The sequence below is a fragment of the Paracidovorax citrulli genome (assembly GCF_900100305.1).
Lineage (GTDB): Bacteria > Pseudomonadota > Gammaproteobacteria > Burkholderiales > Burkholderiaceae_C > Paracidovorax > Paracidovorax citrulli.
Genome location: NZ_FNEY01000006.1, coordinates 176837 through 202277 on the forward strand (window position 1 = coordinate 176837; position 25441 = coordinate 202277).

Sequence of the window (25441 nt, forward strand, 5' to 3'; positions counted from 1 at the left end):
CAGCCCTCAGCCCCGCAGGGAGACGACGCCGGTGGCCCGGCAAAGCCGGTTCCACGGCGTCTGCCGGCGTGGCCTGCTCCGCGGCCATCTGATGGGTGAGGCTCCGGTTATTCAGACGTCTTGAACAGGGCTTGCGCTTGATTGCCCAAGAGGTCCGGGCATCACAGTCGCAGCACGCCTGCGTACCCCGTCAGTTCGAGGTAGCCGCGGCCCACCTCGCTGCCGGAAGCGTCGCGCAGCACGCTCAGGCCCTCCCAGTAGATCGCGCCGGTGGAGCCGCGGCTGTCCAGTTCCTGGTCGTCGGCCAGGGCATCCACCCCGAAGCGGCCGGCGGGCGTGTCGATGCGCCAGGCCACCGGATAGCGCGTGCCGGTGCGCGGGCTGGTCCAGTGGCGCAGGGGCGTGAAGGCCATGGCCTCCGCCTGCTCGAAGACCTGCAGCGTGGCGTTCGCACCTGCGCGGAACGAACCGCTGGCCCAGAGCGCACTGCCGTCCTGGCGCCGCAGCCGGAAGGCGGTGAGGGCGCCGCCGCCATCGAGGTTCATGCCGATCCAGTCCCAGCCCACGGCCTCGGGGTGCATCAGGGCCTCGCTCCATTCGTGGTCCAGCCAGGCGCGTGCCGTGCGGGAGGCGCCGCTGTTGTTCGCGCCGTCCCCGCCGATCGCAAGGCGCCTGCCCGGCAGCGCGATCGTGCCGCGCACCGCCAGCTGGGGCTGGCTGTAGTAGTAGCTCGCCTGCTCCGGCTCGGGCCCCTTGCGCGACAGGCCCTGGCGGCCCTGCAGAATCAGCGGCTGGGTGCTGTCGAACTCCAGTTCCAGGGTGAAGCGTTCCGCCGGAATGCGGGCCGCGTACCGGCTGCCACCGTCCGCCGTGCCGCTGCGGGCCAGCGACCAGTCCCCGATCCGGATGGACGTGTCGGATTCCTGGGCCTGCGCCACGCCGAAGCCCGCGCGCGCGATGCGCTGGTCGTGCAGCAGCCGGCCGCCGCGCACGTCGGTGAGCGCGGCATGCGCGAACAGCAACTGGTGGGCCGCGAAGGCGGAGCGCAGCGTGCGGGTCTCGTCCACCCGGGAGCGGAAGAAGGTGATCTGGAAGCCCCAGTCCCGGCCGTCCGCATGGGCGTGCCCGGTGATGTACCACCACTCGGTGCGCAGGTCCGGGTGGCTGCCGTGGTCGCGCGGAAACGCCAGGGTACGCGCGGGCAGCGCGTGTGCCGGCCAGGGCATCCACGCGCTGGCGGACGCGGCGCCGACCGCTGCGGCGAGGCAGGCGCGGCGCGTCGGGCGGCCCGGCATCGTCAGGCGTCCATGCTGGCCTGGATGCCGGCGCGCGCGGCCGCGCAGTCGCCGATGGTGCCGGCCACCCAGGCCTCGTCGAAGTAGGTGGGCAGGTAGCGTTCGCCCGAGTCGCACAGCAGCGACAGCAGCGAGCCCTGCTCGCCGCGCTTGCGCATGCCGCTGGCCAGGCGTAGCATGGCCGCGAAGTTGGTGCCCGTGGAGGGGCCGACGCGCCGCCCGAGCAATTGCGAGAGCACCTGCATCGCCGCGACCGAATCGGTGTCCGCCACTTCCTCCATGTGGTCCACGAGCGTGCGGATGAAACTCGGCTCCACGCGCGGGCGGCCGATGCCCTCGATGCGCGAGCCTGCGGCCGTGAGCGTGCCGTCACCCGAGCGCCAGTAGGCGCTGAACACCGAGCCGGCCGGATCGGCCACGCAGACCTGCGTCGCGTACTGCTGGTAGCGGATGTAGCGGCCGATGGTGGCGCTCGTGCCCCCCGTGCCGGCACCGACCACGATCCAGCGCGGCACGGGGTGGCGCTCGCGCTGCATCTGCACGAACATGCTCTCGGCGATGTTGTTGTTGCCGCGCCAGTCCGTGGCCCGTTCGGCATAGGTGAACTGGTCCATGTAGTGCCCCCCGGTGTCGGCCGCGATCGCCCGTGCCGCGTCATACACCTCGGCGGGGCTGTCCACGAAGTGGCAGCGGCCGCCGTGGAACTCGATCTGCGCCACCTTTTCCACCGAAGTGCGGCGCGGCATCACCGCCACGAAAGGCAGGCCCAGCAGCCGCGCGAAATACGCCTCGCTCACCGCCGTGGAGCCGCTGGAGGACTCGACGATGGTCGAGCCTTCGTGCACCCAGCCGTTGCACAGCGCGTACAGGAACAGGGAGCGCGCGAGCCGGTGCTTCAGGCTGCCCGTGGGGTGGGTGGATTCGTCCTTCAGGTAGAGGTCGATGCCGTGGGCCGCATAGGCCGGCAGGTTGAGCGGGATGAGATGCGTGTCGGCGCTGCGGTGGTAGTCGGCCTCGATGCGCGCGATGGCCTGGTGCAGCCAGCCGCCGGGCGCGGCGCCGGAGGAGGGGAGTGCGGTCATGCGGGAAGTATCGCAGGCGCGCGGCCGCCATGCGAGCCGGTTCGCATCTGCCCTATAGCCCGAAGAAGGGCCGGTTGGCCTCGATGCGCGCGGTCTCGGAGGCAGGAAAGCGCCGCTCGCGCAGCAGCTTCTGCAGTGCCTCGCGGCCCTGCTCGAAGGCCTGCACATAGAACGCGCTCACGGCGAGTTCGTCGAGCGAGCGCCATGCATAGACGCCGGCATCCACGAACAGGATGTCCGCGGGCCGCGGCATGCGCGCCGCCTGCTGGGCGTAGAGATGGGCCAGCGCGAACTCCGACCGCAGCCGGTGGTAGCGGGCCAGCTCGCACAGGGGTTCCGCGCGCGCCGGCCGCTGCGCGTAGGCCGCGAGGTACGCCTCCCGCACCTCGTGCGGCGGGCCGTCCAGGCGTTCGGTGAGCACAGCCACCTGGAAGACCGCGAACCAGCATTCCTCGTCCCAGCCGCCCATCGCCGCGCGCCGGCGGTAGGCTTCGCGCGACTCCTGCAGCCGGCCCGCGTCCCGCAGGCTCTGGGCCAGGTAGAACGCATAGCGCGTGTTGCCGGGTTCATCCCGCAGCGCCTGTTCGAGCACGGCGATGTCGCGCAGGTAGGTCTGCGGATCGCGGGCACGGGCGCCGTCGTGCGATACATCGATCACCGGGCCGGGCAGCGGCTGCCAGGGCGCGTGCGCGGGCGCGGCCAGGAACTCGTGCAGCACGCCCTCCCAGCGCCAGGGCACGCGCGCGGCGATCATGGCATTGCGCAGGTACTCGCAGTCGCCCATGCGGCAGGTGAACATGTAGCCGTCCGCGGACAGCGCGGGCCAGGCGAACCCCTCGGGCACGCGCAACTGCTCGTCCGCGTCGATGAAGAGCACGTAGTCCGCCTGCGGCCGGGCGAGCTCCAGCGCCTCGTTGCGGTTGTGCGCGAAGTTTCTCCAGGGCCGCTCGTGCAGGCTGCCAGGCACGCCCCGCAGGAAATCGCGCACGATGTCCTGCGTGCCGTCCGTGGAGCCCGTGTCCACGATCACCCAGTGGTCGATGAAGGGCCGCACGGAAGCGAGGCACCGGGTGATCACCGGCGCCTCGTTCTTCACGATCATGTTGAGGCAGATGCGGGGGCGGCTCACGACATCCGGACGCGGTTGGGCAGCTGCCCGCTTGCGCGGGAGCGGCGCGCCATTTCGCGCCACCGGTGCATTATTGGCAGTACGCCTCCGCCGTGATGCTTACCGCGGATGAGCAGGAGTACGAACATTTCCATTGGTTGTCCGAACTCTTGTAGGTCTGGGTCAGCAGGTTCACCAGAGGGTCATCGGTGCGACATCCACCCGAAACCGCGTTGCCCACGCTGCAGGTGGCCGTCACTTCCTTGAGTCCGCTGCCGCCGCATACATCGTTGGCCGAGGTCTTGGTCAGTGCTCCCACGCTTCCCGTCGGGCCCGTGGCCCCGGTCGCGCCGGTATTGCCGGTCGTACCTGCAGGCCCGGTGGCCCCGGTGGGACCTGTCGCTCCAGTGTTGCCTTGAACACCCTGGATGCCCTGGATACCCTGCGGGCCCTGTGTGCCCTGGGGGCCCGTCACACCCGTGGCGCCGGTCGGGCCGGTCGCCCCGGTGGCTCCTTCTGCACCCGTGGCGCCCGTCGGGCCGGTCGGTCCCGTGGCTCCGGTAGCGCCCGTGGCGCCTGTCGGGCCCGTGGCGCCGGTAGCACCTGTTCCGGAGGGTCCTGTGGCCCCGGTCACCCCGGTGGCGCCCGTCGGGCCGGCCGCGCCGGTGGCACCGGTCGCACCCGTGGCGCCGGCAGGGCCCGTCGCCCCGGTGGGGCCCAGGGGGCCCGTGGCTCCCGTCGCGCCGCCGCCCACGCCGGGGGCGCACCTGGTGAGCTGTCCCGTGCCCGCGTCATAGCAGGTCAGGGTGTTGCTCGTGCCGGTCGAGGACAGGCCGGGAACATAGACCTCTCCCGTGCCCTGCACGCGAAGCCGCTCCTGGTTGCCCCCCTTGACGACGAAGCCGCCGCCCGCAGGGGGGGGTGACGGTGATGTCCGCGGCGAGCGCGCCTGCGGCATGCAGGGCGAGGACGGAGCACAGCGTGGTGGCGGCCCAATGACGGCCCGGGCGTTTCTTCGGCATGGTTTAACCCTCTCTTGACTTCCTATCGATATGTTGGCGGCTCGCGCCGGACGCAGATGGACATCCAGCCCGTGCCGGGGAGCAATCAGTCTGCACTTTGCAGGCGCATTGCCGGTCCGCGGCGTTTCCAGACCATGAGCGCGCCGATCAGCAGGGTCAGCAGCGCCAGACCGTATTCGTTGAGCGTGGGTATCGGCGTCGGCGTCGGCGCCGGCGCGGCCCCGATCTGCACCGTGGGCGGCACGCTGGCGAAATCGCGGGTGACGGTGGCGTTCGGGCCCAGGTTGACCACGGCCGTGCCGCTGGCCGACGTGAGCTGCACCGGTTGCGCTTGGGTGCCCTGGATCGTGAGCGAGCCCAGCACCGTGATGTTGGCGCCTGCGGGCAGGACGAAGGTGCGGCCCGTCGTGCTCTGCAGCACGAGGTTCTGCACGACGATGTTGCCGCTGATCTGGGAGGTGTTGCCCGGGTCGCATCCGTCGCGCAGCACGAGGGTGTTGTTGCCCGTGTTCACCGGGCCCGTGGCGATGAGGTCTCCGCCCACCGAGATGGTGCCGCCGGAGCCGGTCACGTTGGAGCCGGAAGCGAAGGTGGCGGAGGAGTCCACCGAGATCGTGCCGCCGCTGAGATTCAGCGTGCCCTGCATGTCCAGCGACGTGCAGGCGATATCCACGGCGCCCCCGGGAGGCACGTCGAGCGAGGAGCCGGGCGGGACCACCCACTGGGCCGCGACCGGCGTGCAAAGGGTGAGCGCAAGCGCAGCGCCGGCAAGCCAGCGCAGTGGATGACGAAGCATGAAAAACCTCCTCCGGTGCGACCTGCAGGCCGGCGCAGATGGCCGGTGGCTGCGACGAATGTAGTAATCGTTGGAACAGCCTCGTCAGTGCTTGGGCACTTTGTCATGGAGCGTCCTCCCCGGAGCCCCATGGCTATTCATTAAAGTCATTCTGCGGCAAATTGAAACGAATGCATCACGGGACACCCTCTTTTTGGGGTTCACCAGTCTTCTCTGAGGGCAAGTTCTGCATGGCGGGACGCGGATGAGTAGCACGCAAGCCACGCTGCCGCCGTGCCGGTGGCGACGACCGCGCAACACAGCAGCGTCAGCCGCGCCGCGGGGATGCGCATCTCCATGGTCCAGTGGAAGCTCTGCGGATTCACGACATGGACGAGCACGGCCGAGACGGCGCAGCCCAGCGCCAGGCCCGCGACCGCCCCGGCGGTGGTCCATGCCGCGCCTTCGCCCGACACCACGCCGAGGATCTGCGGACGCGTCAGGCCCAGGTGCGACAGCAGGCCCAGTTCCTTGCGCCGCGCGAGCACCTGTGCAGAGAAGCTCGCGGCGATGCCGAACAGGCCGATGCCGATGGCCACGGCCTGCAGCCAGTAGGTCACGGCGAAGCTGCGGTCGAACAGCGCGAGGGAGCGTTCCCGGATCGCCTGCGCGGTACTGAACTCGATGGCGGGCTCTCCGCCTGTGCGCAGCGCCTGCGGCAACCGGGCCGTGATCCCGGAGCGCAGCGCGGCCTCGTCCGTGCCCGGGGCAGGCCATATCGCCAGATCGTCGATGCCGGCATCGCCCGTGAGCCGGATGTAGTCGCCGCGCTCCATGGCCACCGCGCCGAACTGGCGGACATAGTCGCGCCATACGCCCGCGACGAAGAACTCGGCCGTGGGCTGGCCGGCGCCCCGCGCGCGCAGGGCCATCGCCCGGGACAGCGCCGGCCAGCTGGTGCCCGGCCGCACCCCGTACAGGTCGGCCAGCGCTTCGCTCACATACACCGCGATACGGCCCGGAGGCACGGGCAGCGGTGCGTCGCGCAGCGGCAGTGTCTGAGCCGCGCCGCGCGCGAAGGAGCGTGCCAGCAGCGCCACCGCGGGTCGCGAGGGATCCAGCAGCAGGCTGCCGATGCGCAGCGCCTCGGCCCGTTCCACACCGGGCAGCTCCACCACGGTGTCGTCCCACCCCGGCGGAAAGGGCGCGTCGCCACCACCCCCTCCGGCGCCCGCCGCGCGCAGGTACAGTGGCGCGGGCAGCGCGGTATCCAGCCATTGCAGCACCGAGCCACGGAAGCTGGCCACCATCACGGTCAATGCCACGGCCAGGGCCAGGCTGGCCACCACGCCGCCGACCGCCACGGCCGCCATGCCGTGCATTCGCCGGGCGCGCTCCACGGCGAGCATGGTCAGCGGGCGACGGCCTGCCCAGGGGGCCAGCAGGCTCAACAGCCCGTGCACCAGCACCGGCAGCAGGCCGATGCCGCCCACCAGCAGCAGTGCGACCGATGCGTACGCACCCAGTGGCAGTCCCGCCACCGGCGGCGCGAATGCCAGCGCGCACCCCGCCGCGGCGCACAGCGTGGGCAGTGCCAGGCGGGGCTGCATGTCGGAGGCCGTGCCCGCTCCCTTGAGCGCGGCGGCCGGGGCCAGCCGTTCCGCCGAGCGCGCGGGCCACCAGCCCCCGGCCAGCGCGGCCGCGGTTCCCAGCGCCGCATACAGCAGGGCGGCGCCGGCGCTCCACTGCAGCGAGGGACGCACCCCCTCGAAATACCCCCCGCCCAGGTCCCCGCCCATGGCGCGCAGCGCCAGCGCGGCCAGGCCCGTGCCGAGCGCAATGCCGGCCACGCTGCCGGCGGCCCCCAGGGCGGCGGACTCGGCCAGCACCAGGGCCCGCCGCATGCGTGGCGTGGCGCCGAGCACCGCCAGCAGCGCGAATTGCGGACCGCGGCGCGCCACGCTCAGTGCCAGTACGGAAAACACCAGGTAGCCTCCGGTGAAAAGCGCGACCAGGGCCAGCACGGTCAGGTTCACCCGGTAGGCACGGGAGAGGTCGTCCGTGCGCCGGTCGGTGTCCTGCGGCCGCACCACGGCGATGCCCGCCGCATCGGCGGCCTCCAGGCCCGCGGCCTGCAGCACCTGCGGCAGCGCTGCCTGCAAATCCTCCACGCGCCGCCCGGGCTGCAGTTGCACGTCGATGCGGCTCAGGCGGCCCGCACGGCCAAAGAAATCCTGCGCCGCGCCGATGTCCATCACCGCCAGCGGCGGCCCGGCGGCCGCCACCGTACCGGCCACCCGGGCAGCGTGCCCGGCCAGGCCCTGGCGCAAGGTGACCGGGCTGCCGTGGTCCGCCGGCAGGCCCAGGGCCTGCATCGCGGCTGCATTGAGGAACAGCGTGGCGGGCGACAGCATGGCGAGCCGGCCCGCGTCCGGGAACGGCCGCGGCGCGAGTTCCGGCGCCATGGCGCCGAGCAGGAGTGCATCCGCCGCCACCACGCGCAGCGCCACCGGGCCGCGCCCGGGAGCGGAGGCCTGCACGGAGACCTCCAGCACGGGGCCCGCCCGTGCCACCAGGGCATGGGTGGCCACGGGGCCGTACAGCGCCTCCGGCAGGTCGCCCTGCGCGGCGCGCAGTTGCAGGTCGGGCTGGCCGCCGGCCGCGCGCACGGCCTGGCTGAATTCCGAGAGGGCCGAGGCATGGATCACATGCACCGCGAAAGCCAGGGCGACGCCCAGCATCACGGAGGCGACGGCCACCGCAGTGCGCCAGGGATGGCGGCGCAGTTCCTGCCAGGAAAAGGTGCGGAGCAAGGCGAGCATGGAGCGATTGTGGCGCCGCCGTCACGGCCCGTGCCGGGAGGCCGCACGGGGTCTTGAAGCGCATGGCCGCAGGCCTATATGGGCAGTGCGGCCGGCATGCCGGCCCGTTTCCAACCCCGATGTTCGACACGACGAAGGAGCTCATCATGAATTCACTCGTGACCCGTGGCGGTCTTCTGGACGAATTTTTCAAGGACTTCGCGCCCGGTTTCTACGTGCGCCCCCTGCACGGCGACGGCCTGCCCACGCCGCAGCAGATCAAGGTGGACGTCAAGGAAAACGACGGCGGCTATACCGTGCACGCCGAGATTCCCGGCGTGCCCAAGGAGGACATCCACGTCTCGCTCGACGGCAACGTCGTGAGCCTGCGCGCCGAGGTGCGGCAGCACGACCAGCAGACCGAAGGCGACAAGGTGCTGCGCTCGGAGCGCTACTACGGCGCGGTGGCCCGCTCTTTCCAGTTGCCGGCCGAGATCGACACGCAGGAAGCGAAGGCGAAATACGACCATGGCGTGCTCACGCTGACGCTGCCCAAGAAGCGCGGCACCGGCGGGCAGCGGCTCGCGATCGAATAGGGCGGTCCAGGGCGGTTCAGCCGACCGCGATGCCCTCCGGCCGGATGCCGTCCGCGGTCAGGCGCAGCGTGCGGTCGGCGCGCTGCGCCGCGGCCAGCGAGTGGGTGACGAGCACCATCGCCGCCCCGTGGTCGCGCGTCTGCGCGACGAGCAGGTCCATCACCCGTTCCGCGGTGGCCGGGTCCAGGTTGCCGGTGGGTTCGTCGGCCAGCAGCAGGCCCGGGCCGTGCACCAGCGCACGTGCGATGGCCACGCGCTGCAACTGGCCACCGCTCAGTTGATGGGGCAGCCTCGCTCCCAGGCCCTGCAGCCCTACGGCCTGCAGCATGCGGTCCACCCGCGCCGGGTCGCTGCGGCCCAGCAGCATCAGTGGCAGTGCCACGTTCTGCGCCACGTCCAGGTGCGGCAGCACGTGGAACGCCTGGAACACGAAGCCCACATGCGCGCGCCGCCAGCGGGCGCGCTCCGCATCGTCCATGGTGCCCAGGTCGGCCGCGCCATGGCGCACGCTGCCGGCCTGCCAATGGTCCAGTCCGGCGAGGCAATTGAGCAGGGTGGATTTGCCCACGCCGGATTCGCCGACGATGGCGATGAATTCCCCGGGCTGCACGGCAAGATCGACATCGCGGAAGACCGGCGTGTCCGTGCCGTAGTGCCGGGCCAGGCCTCGGACCTGCAGCAGTGGCGCCGCGGCAGGCGGGACGGCATGCGCGTCCGGTGTCATGCCGGAACTCCGAGCGCATGCAGCGCGGCCGCCACCCACCGCTGCGTGGCATCCGGTGCGTCGCAGGCGATCGCATGGCGCCAGGGCATGCTGCGCAGCCAGGTGACCTGCCGCTTGGCGAGCTGCCGGGTGGCCGCGATGCCGCGTTCGCGCAACTGCGCCAGCGGCAGCCGGCCGGTGCGCGCTTCTTCGTACAGCGCCTCCCAGGCCTGCCGGTAGCCGACGCACCGCATGGAGGGCAGGTCCGGGTGCAGGTCGCCGCGGGCGCGCAGCCGCCGGACCTCCTCCACGAAGCCCTCGTCCAGCATGGCGTCGAAGCGCTGTGCGATCCGACCGTGCAGCCAGGCGCGGTCCTGCGGCTCGAGGGAGAAGAGCGGCATGGACATGCGTGCCGCGCCTGCCGCTTCGCCCGCCGCGCGGGAGCGGGTGTGGAAACTCGACAGCGGTCGCCCGGACACGTGCCAGACCTCCAGCGCCCGCTGGATGCGCTGGCTGTCACCGGGCGCGAGCCGGGCCGCCGTCTGCGGATCCACGCGGGCCAGTTCCGCGTGCAGGGCCGGCCAGCCTTCGGCCGCGGCCTGTGCTTCCAGTCGGGCCCGCACGGCGGCGTCGGCCGGCGGCATGTCGTCGATACCGTCCCACAGCGCCTTGAAGTACAGCATCGTCCCCCCCACCAGCAGCGGCAGGGCGCCACGCGCCTGGATTTCGCGCACGAGCCGCTGCGCGTCGGCCACGAATTCGGCCGCGCTGTAGGGCTGCAGCGGATCGCGGATGTCGATCAGGTGGTGTGGCACGGCCGCCTGCTCGGCGGCCGTCGGCTTGGCCGTGCCGATGTCCATGCCGCGGTACACCAGCGCCGAATCCACGCTCACGATTTCCACGGGCCGGTGCGGCGCGAGCGCGCGGGCCAGGGCCAGCGCCCCGGCCGTCTTGCCCGATGCGGTGGGGCCTGCCAGCGCGAGGCAGGCAGGAAGCGCCGGAGCGGCCGCTCCGCGGGGCAGGTGGGGTGCCGGCACACCGGTGGCCGGCAGGGAAGGGGGAGTGGACATGATCCCCCGGAGCGTACCAGCGCCCGGTGCCTGCCCGCGGCCGGCAGGTCAGCCCGGCATGGCGGCGCGGACGGCTTCGTCCGCCTGGCCCTGCCAGGGCGTGGTCGGCCGGCCGATGAGCCGTGCCAGCTGGCCGCCGCCGTCGAAGAGCGCTCCCTGCGCCGCCGCGGCATCGGACTGCGCCAGGATCGCGGCGAACGCCGCGGGCAGGCCCGCACCTTCCAGGACCCTGGCGTATTCCGCTTCGGGAAGGTCGCGGTAGGGGATGGACCGCCCCGACGCGCGGGAGATTTCCGCAGCCAGTTCCGCCAGCGTGTACGCACTGTCGCCCGCCAGTTCATGCACCTTGCCGGCCTGGTCCGGTGCCTGCAGCACCGCGGCGGCCGCTTCGGCATAGTCCGCCCGCGCTGCCGATGCGATGCGGCCTTCGCCTGCGCTGCCCAGCAGCACGCCGTGCTGCAGCGCGGCACCCACCCCGGCCAGGTAGTTCTCGGTGTACCAGCCGTTGCGCAGCAGCACGTGGGGCACGCCGGATTCCCGCAGCAGCGCTTCGGTGTCCCGGTGCTCGCGGGCCAGCTCCAGGGCCGAGGTGTCCGCGCGCAGCACGCTGGTGTAGGCCAGCAGTTCCACGCCCGCGCGTCGCGCGGCATCGATGACGGTGCGGTGCTGCGCCACCCGTTGCCCGACTTCGCTGCCGGAGATCAGCAGCAGCCGGCGCACGCCCTGCAGGGCCGCGTCCCAACCGGCAGGATCGGCATAGTCGGCCTGCCGCACCACGACCCCGCGTTCGGCGAGGTCCTGCACCTTGGCCGGGGTGCGCACCAGCGCCACGATGTCCCCGGCGGGAGCGTTGCGCAGCAGCGCGTCGATGGCGAGGCGGCCGAGCTGGCCGGAGGCTCCGGTGATGGCGATCATGTCTTTGTCCTTGTGACGAGTGAACGAAGACGCGACAATACCCATCCAGCAAACTTTTCGTAAGTACCTACAAAAAGGTAAGTGATGAACCTGCGTGCCACCATCCCCCATTCCCCGGAAGCAGGCTCGGGGCCGTCGCGCCCGCCGCCTCCAGCCTCCGGCGTCGAGGCGTCCCTCCCCCTGGCCGAACTGATGCGCCGGGGCGATGTGCTGTCGCCGGACTGCCCGGCGCGGGAGATCCTGCAGCACGTCACGAGCCGCTGGGGCGTGCTGGTGCTGGTGGCGCTCGACGACGGCACACTGCGGTTCAGCGAGCTGCGGCGCAAGGTGGGCGGCGTGAGCGAGCGCATGCTGGCGCAGACGCTGCAGGTGCTGGAGCGGGATGGTTTCGTGGAGCGCCGGGCCTATCCCGTCGTTCCGCCGCACGTCGAGTACCGCCTGACGCCTCTGGGGCGCAAGGTCGGCCTGCATGTGCAGGCCCTGGCCGACTGGATCGGCGGGCACCTGCCTGAGATCCTGGCGGCACGGGGGCAGGCCGCGGCCGCTGCCGTCGCAGGCGGCTGACCGGAAGGGGGCAGCCGCGCCGTGCCCCGGGTCAGGCCGCGGAGCCGGGGGCCGTGGCCCTTTGCGCCGGCGCACGCGCGGGCATCGGGCCGGCGGGGATGCGGAACAGGTCCGCCAGCGCCTCGCGGTACTGCGCTTCGCCCACGCTGTTGGTGCTGTGGTGGGTGCCGCCCTCCACCAGGACGAAACGCTTCGGCCCCTGGGCCGCTTCATACAGCCGCTTGCCCAGGGTGGGCGGGATCAGGCTGTCGTCGCTGCCATGCACCACGAGCAGCGGCGAGCCGATGTGCGCCACCTTGCGGACCGACTCGAAACGCTGCGTGATGAGGCCCGAGATCGGCAGCCACCCCCACTTGAACGTGGCCACCACCTCGGGAATGTTGGTGAACGTTCCCTCCACGATGGTGCCCTGTTCGTCCGGCACCATGGCGGCCAGGTCGATGGCGATCGCCCCGCCCAGCGAATGGCCGAAGATGTAGCGCGGCGCCCGGGGCTCCCGCGCGGCGAGCCAGTCCCAGGCCGCCCGGGCGTCTTCCAGGGCCGTCGCCTCGGAGGGCAGGGCCGGGCTGCTGCGCCCGAAGCCGCGGTAGTCCACCGCCAGCACCGAGAAACCCATGTCGTTCATGCGCCGGATCCTGCCGGCGGAGCCGGAAACGTTCCAGCGCGCGCCGTGCAGGTACAGCAGCACGGGAGCATCGGCCCGGTCCGAGGGCATCCAGAGCCCGTGGAGTTTCTCCGCCTTGCCCGTGGCGCGCGAATCGAACGCGATCCACACGTCCTGCATGTCGTCGGTGGATTGCGCGCCTCCCCAGGCCCGGTCGCTGGGCTGGAAGATCCATTCGCGCTGCTTCGCGTCGAGGGTGGCGCAGCCCGCCGTCACTGCGAGGGCGAGCGCGAGGGAGGAGAAAAGGGGCCAGCGTTTCATCGAAATGAACAGATTCCGGTCGGGTGGGAAAGTTCGTCGGGCCCGTGCGGGCTGCAGGACATGCTGCAAGAAACGCACCATGGTTCCCCGGGTTGACGGGCCGAACCCTGGAATTACCCTGTCCGGGTGCCGCTGATCCGGGTTTTTGCCGCGCGTCCGGAGGAGGGGCGGCGGTGTCACGGGGCTGTCATGCGGTACCGACAGAGTGCGCGCGGACGCATACCGTCCATTCACAACGGAGAAGAGATCCATGACGACGCAACGAATCGCGGGCGGCCCGGCCGCCGCTCTGGTGTCCGCCGGCCGCACGGTCCTGGCCGCCGCCGCGTGCGCAGCCCTGTCCGCCTGCGGCGGCGACGGCGGCACCCATCCGACCCTCGACGGCTCCAAGGCCCTGGTGATCGGCCACCGCGGCGCCGCCGGCTACCTGCCCGACCATACGCTCGAAGGCTACCGCCGCGGCATCGAACTGGGCGCCGACTTCATCGAGCCGGACCTGGTGGCGACCAAAGACGGCGTGCTCATCGCCCGCCACGAGCCCAACATCACCGGCACGACCGACGTGTCGCAGCGCCCCGAGTTCGCCAGCCGCAAGACCCGCAAGATGGTGGACGGCGTGCAGGAGGAGGGCTGGTTCGCCTCCGATTTCACCCTGGCCGAGATCAAGACCCTGCGCGCCATCCAGCCCCTGGCCGAGCGCGACCAGTCCTTCAACGGCCGCTTCCAGGTCCCCACGCTCACCGAGGTGCTGGACCTCGCCCGCGCCGAAGGAGCGAAGGCGGGCCGCACCGTGGGCGTCTATATCGAGACCAAGCATCCCACCTACCACGCCAACCTGAACCTGAAGCTCGAAGACCGGCTGCTCGACACGCTCGCGCAGTACGGCTACACGAAGGCGGCCTCGCCGGTCATGGTGCAGTCCTTCGAGGTGTCCAACCTCAAGTACCTGCGCACGAAGACCCAGGTGCGCCTCGTGCAGCTCGTGGACGGCAACGACGTGAAACCCGACGGCAGCATCGATCTGACCGCCCCCTACGACAAGCCCTACGACTTCGCGGTGGCCGGCGACCGACGCACCTTCGCCAGCCTGCTCACGCCCGAGGGGCTGCGCGAGGTCAGGACCTATGCCGACGGCATCGGCCCCTGGAAGCCCTACCTCATTCCGACGCGGCTCCAGGACGCCAACAACGACGGCAAGCCGGACGATCTCAACGGCGACGGCGTCATCGACGAGCGCGACCGCATCGTGATGTCGCCCACCCGCGTGGTGGCCGACGCCCATGCGGCCGGCCTGTTCGTGCACCCCTACACGTTCCGCAGCGAGGCCAAGCGGCTCGCCTCCGACTACCGTGGCGATCCCAAGGCCGAGTACCGGCAGTTCTATCGCCTGGGGGTGGACGGCGTGTTCTCGGACTTTCCCGACCAGGCCAAGGCTGCCCGCGACGACTGATCCCCGCCGTGCGGGCGGCGCTCAGAAGCTGTACTTGACGCCCAGGCTCAGCAGGGTTCGCCCCTGGCGGCGCCCCACGATGCCGTCGAGCTGCCAGCCGGGCGTCCATTCCCACAGGGCTCCGGTCTGGTAGGTGGGTGGGCCGTTGCGCTCGCCGAACGCCTCGACGTGCGCCGTGACGGCGCCCCAGGTCGATTCCAGCGCGACGCCCCAGGTGGGGCGCCAGTGTTTCTCGGGTGTCCGCAAGGCGCCGAGATTCGCGTGCACCGCCCCCCAGCCGATGGCACAGGTGCCGATCGCCGTCAGCGCCAGCGTGCTGCCGTTCTCTCCGTGGGCATGGACCAGGCCGGCGCTGCTGGCCGCGTGGCAGCCGCCGTCGCGCGGAGCCGTCCATTGCCACTTCGCCTGCAGGCCGTTCAGCGTGGCGCGGCCGTGCAGGTCGCGCGCCAGCAGGGCGCCTACTTCCAGCCCCGGAAGCGCGCGGGGCGCGTAAGCCGGCGCCGCGAAGACGGCGCCGCGCTCCTGGTGCACGCCTTCCCACCACATCTCGATGTGGCCCTCGCCGGGGGCATTCACACCCGCGTCGTCCACCGTGAGCGGGCGGCCTGCATGCACGTGCGATGACCCCGCCGCAAAGGCGGCCAGGGCCATGAGGCCGCGCACCGTGGATGTCCGGTAGAAGCGGTGGCGGAGCGGAACGCGGTGGAGCGGCATGGGGAGGTCCTTCGAAGGGGTGTCAGCGTCCGCGCAGGAACAGCGCGTCCAGTTCGCGCATCGACAGTTGCCGCCACGTGGGCCGGCCATGGTTGCATTGGTCGGAGCGTTCCGTCACTTCCATCTGTCGCAGCAGCGCGTTCATCTCGTCCAGCGTCAGCCGCCGGTGCGCGCGCACCGCGCCGTGGCAGGCCATGGTGCCCAGGATCTCGTTGCGGGCCCGCTGCACCACGGTGGTGGCATCGTGCGCCGCCAGCTCCGCGAGCACGCTGCGCGCCAGTTCCACCGCATCGCCCTGCGCGAGCGAGGTGGGCACGGCGCGCACCGCCAGCGTGCGGGGCGAGAAGGGCGAGACTTCGAGGCCGAGCATGTCGAGCGTGTCGGCATGGGCTTCCGCCGTGGCCACTTCCTCGGGCGTGGCGGCGAATGTCGCGGGAATCAGCAGCGGCTGGCTCGCGATGCGCTCGCTGGCGTCCACCTGGGCCTTGAGGCGCTCGTACACGATGCGCTCGTGCGCCGCGTGCATGTCCACGATCACCATGCCCTGGGCATTCTCGGCCAGGATGTATACGCCGTGGATCTGGGCCACCGCGCGCCCCAGCGGCCAGACTGCCGGCTCGGCACTGGAAGGTGCCGCGGCCTGCGCAGGGGCGTCGGGCACTGCCGCGAAGGCGCCAGGGCCGTCCGGCGTGCCTCCCTGGGGGGCCGCGGGCGTATCCACGGCCGGCAGGGCACCGCCGGCCGGGGCATAGGCCGGGGAAGCCTCCTGCACGGTGGCGGCCCCCCCCGGTGCAGAGGCGGAAGACAGCGGCGCATGCGGTGCAGGGGGCGGCGCGAAGTCCGTGGTGCCGTCAGGCCGTGTGGAGGGCGCGGTGTCCTTGCGGCCCCAGAGCGCTTCCAGGTCGGTGACGCGGTGCCCGGGGCGGGCATCGAAATGCATCGCGGCCTGCCGGGGCAGGGCGGCGGGCGGCGCCACGCGGGCAGTGGGGGGCGCCGGCGAACCCGCGGCGGGCGCGCCCGCTTCGGCAGCGCCTTGCGCGGCGGCCGCCAGCGCCTGCGCGCGCGGGGCCGCCAGGGCGTTCTCCACCGCATGCCGCACGGCCTGGTGGACTTCGCGGCTGTCGCGGAAGCGCACCTCGATCTTGGTGGGGTGCACGTTCACGTCCACCCGCATCGGATCGATCGCCACATAGAGCGCATACACCGGCTGCTTCTGCCCGTGCAGCACGTCCTCGTAGGCGCTGCGGGCCGCATGCGTGAGCACCTTGTCGCGCACGAACCGGCCGTTGACGTAGCAGAACTGCTGATCGGCGCGCGAGCGCGCGGCGTCCGGCAGCCCGGCCCTCCCGGTGACCGTCACCGGCCCGGAGCGGTGCCGCACGGCGATCGATTCGGCCAGGAAGTCCTCGCCCAGCACGTCGGACAGACGGCGCGCCAGCGCCTCCTCCAGCGCCGCATCGTCCACGGTGCCGTCCGCCGAGGCCGCGGGGGGGACGAGCGTCGCGCGCCATTGCTCGACCAGCTTGCCTTCGTGCCAGATCGCGAACCCGACGTCCGGCCGCGCCAGCGCGTGGCGGCGCACGGCCTCGATGCAATGCGCCAGTTCCGTCGCATCGGTCTTCAGGAACTTGCGCCGCGCGGGTGTGGAGAAGAACAGCTCCTTCACTTCCACCGTGGTGCCGCGTGCGCGCGCCGCGGGGCGCAGCTCGCCGCTGCGCGCGTCGAGCAGGAAGGCCGTGGGCTGCTCCTCGGTCCGCGACAGCAGGGCCATCTCCGAGACCGACGCGATGGCGGCCAGCGCCTCGCCGCGAAAGCCCATGGTCGCCACCGACTCCAGGTCGTGCAGATTGGTGATCTTGCTGGTCGCGTGGCGGCGCAGCGCCACCGGCAGTTCCTCGGGCGGGATGCCGCAGCCGTCGTCCTCCACCGCGATCAGGCGGACGCCGCCGGCCAGCAGCCGCACGGTGATCTGCCGGGCGCCGGCATCCAGCGCGTTGTCCACGAGTTCGCGCACGGCCGACGCGGGCCGCTCCACCACTTCGCCCGCGGCGATCTGGCTGATCAGTTCGTCCGGAAGATCGCGGATCGGGCGGCGCGGGAGGGCTGGCTCTGGGGTCATCGGGCGGCATTGTAGGCAGTGCGGTTAGAGTTACGCGCCGCGCCGCCGGGTGCCCGCCCCCTTCGCGGGGCGAAAGCACCTGCCCGTGCCTCCGACCCCTTTTTCCGCTCCGCCGCTCCTGAAGGATCCGCCTTGGAAGCCATCCAGTTCCTCATCGATTTCATCCTGCACGTGGACAAGCACATCGCGGCCTTCGTGGCCGCGTACGGCCCCTGGGTCTATGCGCTGCTCTTCGCCATCGTGTTCGTGGAAACGGGCGTCGTCGTCATGCCCTTCCTGCCCGGCGACTCCCTGCTCTTCATCGTGGGCGCGCTGTGCGGCGCCGGGCTGATGAGCTTTCCCATCGCCTGCGCCGTGCTGCTGGTGGCGGCCGTGCTCGGAGACCAGTGCAACTACACCATCGGACGGTATTTCGGGCCCAAGGTGTTCCAGTGGCCGGATTCGCGGTGGTTCAACCGCCGGGCCTTCGAGCAGGCCCATGCGTTCTACGAACGCTATGGCGGCATCACCATCGTGCTGGCGCGCTTCATGCCCTTCATCCGCACCTTCGCCCCGTTCGTGGCGGGCGTGGCCGAAATGCACCGCGGCAAGTTCACCGCCTACAACGTGGGCGGTGCCATGCTGTGGGTGCTGGGCATCTGCACCGCGGGCTACTTCTTCGGCAACTTCCCCTGGGTGCAGGCGAACCTCGACAAGATCATCTGGGCGCTGATCCTGGTGCCGGGCCTGATCGCGATCTTCGGCGCCTGGCGTGCGGGCCGCCGGCAGGCCGCCTGACAGGGAAAGCGCGGCCGCGCATCGGCGCTACCCGCGCCGTCAGCGCAGCGTGCGCTCCAGCCACCGCAGCAGGTGGTGGTTGACGGCTTCGGGGTTGTCCAGGTTCGCAATGTGGCCCGCGGCCGGCACGAGCACGGCATCGCAGCCCAGCGAGTGCGCCAGATCCTGTATCCCGCGGGGCGGGCAGGCGGTATCGCCGTCGCCGCACATCATCAGCGTGGTGCCCGGGTCCAGCGCCGCCAGCTGGCCCGGCGCGTCGCGCCGCGCCAGCAGGAGCCGGCCCAGGGGGACGATCGAATCGCGCAGCCGGTCGGTGGGCATCGACGCCAGGCAGCGCGCGAACGCCGCCGGATGCTCGGCATCCATGTCCGTGCCGGCGCGGAAGAAGAGCGGAACGATGGCCTGCGCCAGGGCCGGGGTGACACGTCCTGCGGCCTCGATCGCGTCGAGCAGGCCTGCGTAGTGGCGGTGCGTCGCTGCGGGTTCCGCGCCCAGGCGGGTGCCCATGAGCACCAGGCTGCGCACCCGCTCGGGAGCCAGCAGTGCCAGTTCCGCGCCCCACAGGCCGCCGGCCGACAGGCCGACCACCGCGAACTCGTCGATCTGCAAGGCATCGAGCATGGACAGCATGTGACCGGCCAGTGCCTGCAGATCGTGCGTGCCGCGCGGCAAGGGGCCGGACGCTCCATGGCCCCAGAGATCCGGCGCGATCACGCGGTAGCAGCGCGAAAGTGCGCGGATCTGGGGCTCCCACATCGTGGAGTTCCACAGATAGCTGTGGCCGAGCAGGACGGCGGGGCCCCTGCCGCGGTCCTGGTAGCGAAGGTGGCCGCCGTGCGCGGTGGGCAACTGCAGGACCTGCTCTTCGGCGAATGCGCTGAAGTCGTCCCCGGCCATCGGAAAGGCGCCTGCTGCCGCCGGGCCGGCTCCCCGGAACCGCAGTGCCGGCCGCCATGGCTGCCCCCCTTCGGCGCAGGGGGGCGTTCCGGTGCGCGGCGGGTGGGGAAATCGGGCCATGGACAGCGACCTTCCTCTGCAAAAGGGACCGCTGAATGCTAGCTGCTGCTAGCTTCATTGGTTATTCGTGTAGTCATGAGTAAAAATAAATATCTTTTATGCATCCGGGCGTGCAAGTGGCCAAGTGGCCGGGATTCCGCAAGGCCCATGCAAAAGCCGCTCGCACGGCGGTTGCCATGCGAGCGGCTGGGAGTACGGAGCAGAGCAGGCTGCTCCGGGAAGGGTTCTGAACGGCGTCCGGTGATCAGCGGCGGCGCTGGTCGCGATCCTCGCCCAGTTCGTGGCCGATGAGCGCACCGGCCGCTGCGCCACCCACGGTGGCGGCGGTGCCGCCGACCGCGCTGCCCAGCACACCGCCAGCCACGGCGCCGACGCCGGTGCCGATCTGTGCATTGGACGGATTGGAAGAGCATCCTGCCAGGCCCAGTGCGGCGACGCAGGCGGCGGCGGAGAGGAGGTGGCGGTAATTCATGGTGTGCTCCTTTGTGGAATTGCAGGCTCAGGAAATGTCCTTCTACCCATGTGCACACTATCGCTCCGCTCGCTCCAGGCGTGTGTAAGCAGCTCCAACCGCTGGTTGTAGGACGTTACTGTCCCGCTCGCAGCCTTACTCGGGAACGAGGCACAGCGTCAGCAGCAGTGAGGCATCGGTCAACCCGCGCAGCGAATGGACCGCACGGGCCTGCAGGTGGACGAGGTCGCCAGGGCGCAGCAGGCTCGCGCCCGAAGCGGTGTGCAGCTCCACTTCTCCTTCGATGCACTGGATCGTGAGCTCGCCGGGGGTCTCGTGCTGGCGCAGTTCCTTGCCGGCGGGCAGAACAGCTCGTATCACTTCGAGCTGCGCGGCCTTGATGATGGCGGAGGTGGCGGTTTCCGCCAGCGCCGCACCGAGCGGGCGGACGCTGACGACTTCGGCGGAACGTGCATGCTGCAAAGCCATGGAAAACTCCTCTGGCCCCGGTGCGGGGCGTTTCGTCGTGGGTGGATGGAACTGTGGCCCAGCCGGCGCCGCAAGGCAATGCCTGAATACACCCCGGCGACCTGCGGCTGCCGGCCGGCCCGGAGCCATGGATTTCAGACGGACCGGCTGCGCGCGAGCGGCGGGTTCTTCGCGAAATAGCGGGTGATGCCGCGCATCAGCGCATCCGCCAGTTGCTGCTGGTAGGCCGCCGTGCGGAGCTTGGCCTCTTCCTCCGGGTTGCTGATGAAGGCCGTTTCCACGAGTACGCTGGGGATGTCGGGCGCCTTGAGCACCGCGAAGCCGGCCTGCTCGACCCGTGGCTTGTGGAGCTTGGCCATGTTGCCGATCTCGCCCAGCAGCACGCTGCCGAGCTTGAGGCTGTCGTTGATCTGCGCGGTGGTGCTCATGTCGAGCAGGGCGCTCTGCACATGCCTGTCCTGGCTGCGCACGTTCAGGCCTCCGACGAGGTCGGATTGGTTTTCCTTGTTGGCCAGCCAGCGCGCGGCCGAGCTGGAGGCGCCGCTCTGGCTCAGTGCGAAGACGCTCGCGCCGCGGGCGGCCGGCGTGGTGAAGGCATCGGCATGGATGCTGACGAACAGGTCCGCCTGCACGCGGCGCGCCTTGTCCACCCGCACGCCCAACGGCACGAAAAAATCCGCGTCGCGGGTCATGAAAGCGCGCATCGGATTGCCCCCGACGGTGGTCGCGTTGATGCGGTCGCGCAGCAGGAATGCGATCTTGAGGACCACGTCCTTCTCGCGTGTTCCGCCGGGGCCGATGGCGCCCGGGTCTTCTCCGCCATGGCCCGGGTCGAGGGCGATGATGATGAGCCGGTCGGTCGCCCTGGCGATGGCCGGGGCGGCGGGATGCGCCGCGCCGCCGGTGTGAGGCGTGGCGGGCGCGGCGGCCACTGCCGGGGGAACCGCCGCTGGCGCGCCCGAGGGCGTGGCCACCGGTGCCGTGGGGCCGGGCGCCGCCGACGGCAGCCCGCCGGGCGACGGCGGCGCGGCCTTGCCTGCCGGCTGTTTGTGCTGTGCGATCAGGTCGCCCAGGGGATCGCCGGCCGTTCCCGGCCGTGCCGCTGCGATGTTCGGCAGCGGGGCCGGCGCGGGGACGGGCGCTCCCGCGGAGGCGGCTCCCGGCGCCGCGTCCCGCAGGCGCTCGGCGATCAGCGTTTCCAGCGGATCCTCGGGCTCGGCGGGGTAGAGGTCGAATACCAGCCGGTGCCGGTAGGCGGCGATCGGCGGCAGGGTGAAGACCTGCGGCAGCGCGGCGCGCTTGAGGTCCACCACCAGCCGCACGACGCCCGGAGCGTTCTGGCCGACGCGGATGCCGGCGATGTTGGGATCATCCGGTTTGACCTTCGCGACCAGTTCGCGCAGTTCGGGGTTCAGGTCGATGCCCTCGATGTCCACCGCCAGCCGCGGCGGCGTGGCCACGAAGAACTGCTTGGCCGAGAGCTGCTTGTCCGATTCGATGGTCACGCGGGAGTAGTCCTGCGCCGGCCATACGCGCACCGCCACGATGCTGGCACCGCGCGCGATCTGCGCGGAGCCGAGCAGGAGCACCAGGGACCCGGCGCGCAGCAGCCCGCGCCGCGATGGGCCATGGGGCGGGGGCAAGGAGGCGGCAGGTGGGTGGAGGAGGGGGGAGGCGTCTTCGCTCATGCTGCGGGGAGTGCTTGCACCAGGGTGCGGCCAAGGGGTGTGCCGGCGCGCAGCAGGGCCAGCCGGGCCGTGCCGTCGCCATCGTACGCGCCGTTGGCGGGAGAGGGGGCTTCGATCTGTAGGACAAGGTCGGCGGTGGGCAGCAATCCCGCGGCCTTCTCGGGCCATTCGGCCAGCTTCAGGCCGGGGCCCGCGAAGATGTCGCGAAAACCTGCGTCCTCCCATTCGCGGGGATCGCCGAAGCGGTAGAAGTCGAAATGCCACGCCGGCCCGGCGTCGGTGTCGTGCGGTTCGACCACGGCGTAGGTCGGGCTCTTGATCCGGCCCTGTACGCCCAGGGCCCGCAGCAGGTGCCGCACGAAGGTCGTCTTGCCCGTTCCCAGGTCGCCGTGCAGGGTGACGAAGGCGTTCGCCAGCGCGGGCTGCGCGGCGAGCGCGCGCGCGAATGCCGCGGTGTCGTCCTCGCTCCGCCAGACCCTTCGCAGGGTGTCGGTTCCGGAGGGGCTTTCTACAATCCCCGGGTGATGTCGTGCAGCAGTCAACTCGTTCCTCAAATGCAAGGCTGGGCCCGCGAACTGGGATTTTCCCAAATTGGCGTCGCCGGCGTGGATTTGTCGTCGGCGGAGCCGGGGTTGATGCAATGGCTGGCCCAAGGGTTCCATGGGGACATGCACTACATGCAATCCCATGGACTCAAGCGCGCCCGGCCGGCGGAACTGGTGCCCGGCACCGTGAGCGTGATCACCGTGCGCATGGACTACCTGCCGCGGCAGACCCTGGCGCGCACCGCGGAGCGGGAGGGCTCGCCGGGCGGGTGGCAGGCGGCCGAACTGTCGCGGCTGGACAGGCCTCGGGAAGGCATCGTGTCCGTCTATGCCCGGGGCCGGGACTACCACAAGGTGCTGCGCGCGCGGCTGCAGAAGCTCGCCGACCGCATCGCCGGCGCGGTGGGGCCCTTCGGGCACCGCGTGTTCACTGATTCCGCGCCGGTGCTGGAGGCCGAACTCGCCCGCCGCAGCGGGCAGGGCTGGCGCGGAAAGCACACGCTGGTGCTGCACCGCGAAGCCGGCTCCATGTTCTTCCTGGGCGAGATCTACGTCGATCTGCCCCTGCCGCCCAGCGAGCCCGTCAGCGCGCACTGCGGCTCCTGCCAGGCGTGCATCGACGTCTGCCCGACGCGCGCCATCGTCGCGCCGCAGCGCGTGGATGCGCGGCGCTGCATCTCCTACCTCACCATCGAGCATGCCGGGCCCATTCCCGAAGCGCTCCGGCCCCTCATGGGCAACCGCGTCTATGGCTGCGACGATTGCCAGCTCGCCTGCCCGTGGAACAAGTTCGCCCAGCCCGCGCAGGTCCCCGACTTCGACGAGCGCCCGGGGCTCTCGGGGCGCCCGCTGGCCGAGTGGTTCGCCTGGGACGAGAGCACTTTCCTGCGCATGACCGAAGGCGGGCCGATCCGCCGCATCGGGCACGAGCGCTGGTTGCGCAACGTGGCCGTGGCGCTGGGCAATGCGCTGCGCGCCACGGGCGATCCGGCCCTGCGTGCGGCGCTGGCATCGCGCGCGAACGACCCGAGCCCCCTGGTGCGCGAGCACGTGGCCTGGGCCCTGGCGCAGGCGGCCGCCGGGGCGGAGCCGCCGCCCGCATGAGCGGACGGCGCGCAGCGTTCAGGGAGCGAGCCAGCCCAGCGCCAGCGGCAGGCTGAACACGCCCAGCACCGTGGACAGTGTCACCAGGCCCGCCACATAGGGCCCGTTGTAGCCCATGCGCGCGGCCAGCACGTAGCAGGTGGACGCGGTGGGCAGCGCCGAGAAGGCCATCAGTACGGTCGTCTGCACGCCGTCGAGGCGGAACCAGCGTGCCAGCAGGCACGCCGCCACCGGCTGCACGAGGTGCCGTATCGAGAGCACCGAGGCCGACAGCAGCGTGCTGCGCGTGAGCAGTCCGAGCTGCATGCCTGCGCCTGCCGACATGAGCCCCAGCGCGATCGACGCGGCCCCGACGCGGTTCACCGAAGGCTCCATCCATCCGGGGATGCGCAGGCCGAGCAGGTTCGCCGCCAGCCCGGAAGCCGTCGCCAGGATCAGCGGATTGCGCACCAGTTCCTTCAGGAAGCCCTGGCTGCCCGCGCGCGCCATGGGCCACACGGCCGCCACGTTGAAGATCGGCACGCAGACCCCGATGAGCACGGCGATCAGTTGCAGGCCCTGCGCGCCCGCCAGCCGCTCGGCCAGCGCCAGACCGATGAACGAGTTGAAGCGGAACGCCACCTGCGCGCTGGCGGCATGGTCGCGCGCATCGATGCGGCCCGACAGTCCGGGGATCTTCGGCAGCGCATAGGCCAGACCGATGCCGCAGAGCCCCATGAGCACGCCCGCGCCGATCAGGCCCGAGGTTTCGCCCAGGTGGATCGGGGTCCTCACGATCGACTGGAAGAGCAGCACCGGGAAGAGCAGGTAATACACCAGGCCTTCGACGGGCTGCCAGACCGACCGGTCGAGGGCCGTGTAACGGCAGATCAGGTATCCAAAGAGGATGAGGGAGAAATCCGGGAAGAGGAGCTGCGCGTAGTTCACCGCCCGCAGGATACCCGGCGCCCGCGCCGGCGGGTGCCGTGGCATGGAACGCCCCGTCTCCGGGAAAGCCCCGGCGGCGCGCAGGCGCGTCAGTCCTTGGACTTGAAGGCGCGGGCGCCGTCCGCGATGGCTTCCAGCACCTTCTTCAGGCCCCGATTCACCGGCTTGTCCTGCCGCAGGATGAAGGCCAGGGTGCGCCGCAGCTTCGGTTCGAGCGGACGCATCTCCAGGTCCTTGTGCTTGCCCGGCCCGGTCACGGCCATGCGGGGCAGCACCGCGCAGCCCAGGCCCGCCGCGACCATGGCCTTGATGGCTTCCACGCTGTCGAACTCCATCGCCGGCGGCCGCAGCGGCCCCGTGCCCTGGCGCAGCCATTCGTCCACCAGGGTGCGGGTGGTGGTCCCGTTGCCGAGCTTCACCATCGGCTGCTCGCTGAGCAGCTCGGCGGTCACGGCGTCGGGCCACTGGCAGGTTCCGCGCCGGCAGATGGCCACGAAATCGTCCTCCAGCACCGGCGTCGCGGCGATCGCGCGGGAGTTGACGGGCAGCGTGACGAGGGCGACATCGACGATGTTGCCCTCGACCTGGCGTACGTAGTCCTCCGTGTTGCCCGTGCTCACGACGATCTGCAGCGACGGATAGCGCTTGCGCAGGTCGCGCAGCACCCCCGGCAGGAAGTAGAGGCAGGGCGTGAGGCCCGTGCCCAGGCGCACGGTGCCGGACACCCCGGCGGCATGGAATGTCGCCGCGCTCACCGCGTTGGCCACCGCGGTCGCCACGTGGGGCACCTGGGCGAGCAGGTCGGTGCCGGCGGGCGTGGCGCTCACGCGCCTTCCCACGCGTTCCACCAGCCGCACGGACAGCGCGCGCTCCAGCTTCTTGACTTGGACACTGACGGCGGGCTGGGTGAGCCCCAGTCGTTCCGCCGCCGCCGAAAAACTCCCCAGCTCGAGCACCAGGGCGAAGGTGCGGAGCTGCTCTAGATGTTGAGTCTCACGAGGTTGTTCACACCCGGAATGCGTGTGATGGGAGGCTGATGGCCGAGCGCGGAGTGTGGCCGGCACCAGTTGTAGCCGTCAATGAAGGGCTGCAGGGCAGCCGTGCGTTGGGCTGAGCTTTCGTAGGGTCTGGCATAGGCCCACTCCCGCAGGCTGGTCTGTACGAATCGCTCGGCCTTGCCGTTGGTCTTGGGCGTATAGGGCCGCGTGCGGATGTGGCGGATGCCCAATTCCTCGCAGGCCGCGCGGAAGGCGTTTTTGTAGCCAGAGCCGTTGTCGGTCATGACGCGCTCGATGCGTACGCCG

The 25441-nt window shown here is 71.2% G+C and carries 25 protein-coding genes; 5 read left to right on the forward strand and 20 right to left on the reverse strand.

Annotation, left to right across the window (positions count from 1 at the left end; all coding sequences use genetic code 11):
- Positions 1–161 precede the first annotated feature (161 nt).
- From BLR99_RS06440 to BLR99_RS06465, 6 genes are all read right to left on the reverse strand, one after another.
- Positions 162–1295: a lipocalin-like domain-containing protein gene (locus BLR99_RS06440; protein WP_011794429.1), complete on the reverse strand. Its 1134-nt coding sequence runs from the start codon at positions 1293–1295 to the stop codon at positions 162–164.
- Between the two features lie 2 nt (positions 1296–1297).
- Positions 1298–2377, reverse strand: a complete 1080-nt coding sequence (locus BLR99_RS06445) for a PLP-dependent cysteine synthase family protein (protein ID WP_011794430.1) — start codon at positions 2375–2377, stop codon at positions 1298–1300.
- Positions 2378–2429: 52 nt separating this feature from the next.
- Positions 2430–3479: a tetratricopeptide repeat-containing glycosyltransferase gene (locus BLR99_RS06450; RefSeq protein ID WP_046060865.1), complete on the reverse strand. Its 1050-nt coding sequence runs from the start codon at positions 3477–3479 to the stop codon at positions 2430–2432.
- A 97-nt stretch (positions 3480–3576) separates the two neighbouring features.
- Positions 3577–4350, reverse strand: a complete 774-nt coding sequence (locus BLR99_RS06455; protein ID WP_232521638.1) for a collagen-like protein — start codon at positions 4348–4350, stop codon at positions 3577–3579.
- Positions 4351–4592: 242 nt separating this feature from the next.
- Complete coding sequence (locus BLR99_RS06460; protein WP_011794433.1) at positions 4593–5303, reverse strand: IPTL-CTERM sorting domain-containing protein; 711 nt, start codon at positions 5301–5303, stop codon at positions 4593–4595.
- A gap of 200 nt (positions 5304–5503) precedes the next feature.
- On the reverse strand, positions 5504–8104 hold the full coding sequence (locus BLR99_RS06465) for an FtsX-like permease family protein (RefSeq protein WP_011794434.1): 2601 nt from the start codon (positions 8102–8104) through the stop codon (positions 5504–5506).
- 146 nt (positions 8105–8250) lie between these two features.
- On the opposite strand from BLR99_RS06465, the gene BLR99_RS06470 reads away from it, so the two are divergent.
- Positions 8251–8679, forward strand: a complete 429-nt coding sequence (locus tag BLR99_RS06470) for an Hsp20/alpha crystallin family protein (protein WP_041827853.1) — start codon at positions 8251–8253, stop codon at positions 8677–8679.
- Between the two features lie 16 nt (positions 8680–8695).
- Here BLR99_RS06470 and BLR99_RS06475 read toward each other — a convergent pair whose 3' ends face one another.
- Genes BLR99_RS06475 through BLR99_RS06485 form a run of 3 tightly spaced genes read right to left on the reverse strand, consistent with a single transcriptional unit; the run spans position 8696 to position 11367 of the window.
- Positions 8696–9403 (reverse strand): ABC transporter ATP-binding protein, encoded by a 708-nt coding sequence (locus BLR99_RS06475; RefSeq protein ID WP_011794436.1) that lies wholly within the window; start codon positions 9401–9403, stop codon positions 8696–8698.
- The gene (gene miaA, locus BLR99_RS06480; RefSeq protein WP_011794437.1) at positions 9400–10452 is read right to left on the reverse strand and encodes a tRNA (adenosine(37)-N6)-dimethylallyltransferase MiaA; all 1053 of its coding nucleotides are present in this window, start codon (positions 10450–10452) and stop codon (positions 9400–9402) included. Before miaA ends, BLR99_RS06475 begins: the two co-directional genes overlap by 4 nt.
- A gap of 48 nt (positions 10453–10500) precedes the next feature.
- Positions 10501–11367 (reverse strand): SDR family oxidoreductase, encoded by an 867-nt coding sequence (locus BLR99_RS06485; RefSeq protein WP_011794438.1) that lies wholly within the window; start codon positions 11365–11367, stop codon positions 10501–10503.
- 84 nt (positions 11368–11451) lie between these two features.
- On the opposite strand from BLR99_RS06485, the gene BLR99_RS06490 reads away from it, so the two are divergent.
- The gene (locus BLR99_RS06490; RefSeq protein ID WP_011794439.1) at positions 11452–11931 is read left to right on the forward strand and encodes a winged helix-turn-helix transcriptional regulator; all 480 of its coding nucleotides are present in this window, start codon (positions 11452–11454) and stop codon (positions 11929–11931) included.
- 31 nt (positions 11932–11962) lie between these two features.
- Here the strand turns inward: BLR99_RS06490 and BLR99_RS06495 are convergent, their stop codons facing one another.
- A complete protein-coding gene (locus BLR99_RS06495; RefSeq protein WP_041827266.1) occupies positions 11963–12856 on the reverse strand; it encodes an alpha/beta hydrolase in 894 nt (297 codons plus the stop codon).
- Positions 12857–13106: 250 nt separating this feature from the next.
- Here BLR99_RS06495 and BLR99_RS06500 point away from each other — a divergent pair, with 250 nt between their 5' ends.
- The gene (locus tag BLR99_RS06500; protein WP_011794441.1) at positions 13107–14306 is read left to right on the forward strand and encodes a glycerophosphodiester phosphodiesterase; all 1200 of its coding nucleotides are present in this window, start codon (positions 13107–13109) and stop codon (positions 14304–14306) included.
- A gap of 21 nt (positions 14307–14327) precedes the next feature.
- On the opposite strand, the gene BLR99_RS06505 is transcribed toward BLR99_RS06500, so the two are convergent.
- Positions 14328–15020 (reverse strand): PA4824 family protein, encoded by a 693-nt coding sequence (locus BLR99_RS06505; protein ID WP_011794442.1) that lies wholly within the window; start codon positions 15018–15020, stop codon positions 14328–14330.
- Positions 15021–15042: 22 nt separating this feature from the next.
- Positions 15043–17139 (reverse strand): DNA mismatch repair endonuclease MutL, encoded by a 2097-nt coding sequence (gene mutL, locus BLR99_RS06510; RefSeq protein ID WP_046060866.1) that lies wholly within the window; start codon positions 17137–17139, stop codon positions 15043–15045.
- 132 nt (positions 17140–17271) lie between these two features.
- Between mutL and BLR99_RS06515 the strand changes: the two genes are divergently transcribed.
- On the forward strand, positions 17272–17916 hold the full coding sequence (locus BLR99_RS06515) for a DedA family protein (protein ID WP_017439765.1): 645 nt from the start codon (positions 17272–17274) through the stop codon (positions 17914–17916).
- Between the two features lie 39 nt (positions 17917–17955).
- Here the strand turns inward: BLR99_RS06515 and BLR99_RS06520 are convergent, their stop codons facing one another.
- From BLR99_RS06520 to tsaE, 5 genes are all read right to left on the reverse strand, one after another.
- Positions 17956–18813 (reverse strand): alpha/beta fold hydrolase, encoded by an 858-nt coding sequence (locus BLR99_RS06520; protein ID WP_011794445.1) that lies wholly within the window; start codon positions 18811–18813, stop codon positions 17956–17958.
- 364 nt (positions 18814–19177) lie between these two features.
- Positions 19178–19405, reverse strand: a complete 228-nt coding sequence (locus BLR99_RS06525; RefSeq protein WP_013593771.1) for a YMGG-like glycine zipper-containing protein — start codon at positions 19403–19405, stop codon at positions 19178–19180.
- Between the two features lie 135 nt (positions 19406–19540).
- Positions 19541–19873, reverse strand: a complete 333-nt coding sequence (locus BLR99_RS06530; protein WP_011794447.1) for a cupin domain-containing protein — start codon at positions 19871–19873, stop codon at positions 19541–19543.
- 134 nt (positions 19874–20007) lie between these two features.
- Positions 20008–21561, reverse strand: coding sequence for an N-acetylmuramoyl-L-alanine amidase (locus BLR99_RS06535; protein WP_074686931.1), 1554 nt, complete (start codon positions 21559–21561; stop codon positions 20008–20010).
- Positions 21558–22103: a tRNA (adenosine(37)-N6)-threonylcarbamoyltransferase complex ATPase subunit type 1 TsaE gene (tsaE, locus tag BLR99_RS06540; RefSeq protein ID WP_017439601.1), complete on the reverse strand. Its 546-nt coding sequence runs from the start codon at positions 22101–22103 to the stop codon at positions 21558–21560. Before tsaE ends, BLR99_RS06535 begins: the two co-directional genes overlap by 4 nt.
- A gap of 12 nt (positions 22104–22115) precedes the next feature.
- On the opposite strand from tsaE, the gene queG reads away from it, so the two are divergent.
- Positions 22116–23210: a tRNA epoxyqueuosine(34) reductase QueG gene (gene queG / locus BLR99_RS06545; protein WP_041827268.1), complete on the forward strand. Its 1095-nt coding sequence runs from the start codon at positions 22116–22118 to the stop codon at positions 23208–23210.
- 18 nt (positions 23211–23228) lie between these two features.
- Here the strand turns inward: queG and BLR99_RS06550 are convergent, their stop codons facing one another.
- The 3 genes from BLR99_RS06550 to BLR99_RS06560 all read right to left on the reverse strand — a co-directional run.
- Positions 23229–24182, reverse strand: a complete 954-nt coding sequence (locus BLR99_RS06550; protein WP_011794451.1) for an AEC family transporter — start codon at positions 24180–24182, stop codon at positions 23229–23231.
- A 44-nt stretch (positions 24183–24226) separates the two neighbouring features.
- Entirely contained in the window at positions 24227–25093 is an 867-nt protein-coding gene (locus tag BLR99_RS06555; protein WP_233427215.1) for a LysR family transcriptional regulator, read from the reverse strand.
- A gap of 23 nt (positions 25094–25116) precedes the next feature.
- The coding region (locus BLR99_RS06560; RefSeq protein ID WP_139160138.1) for an integrase core domain-containing protein at positions 25117–25441 on the reverse strand (325 nt) is incomplete at its 5' end.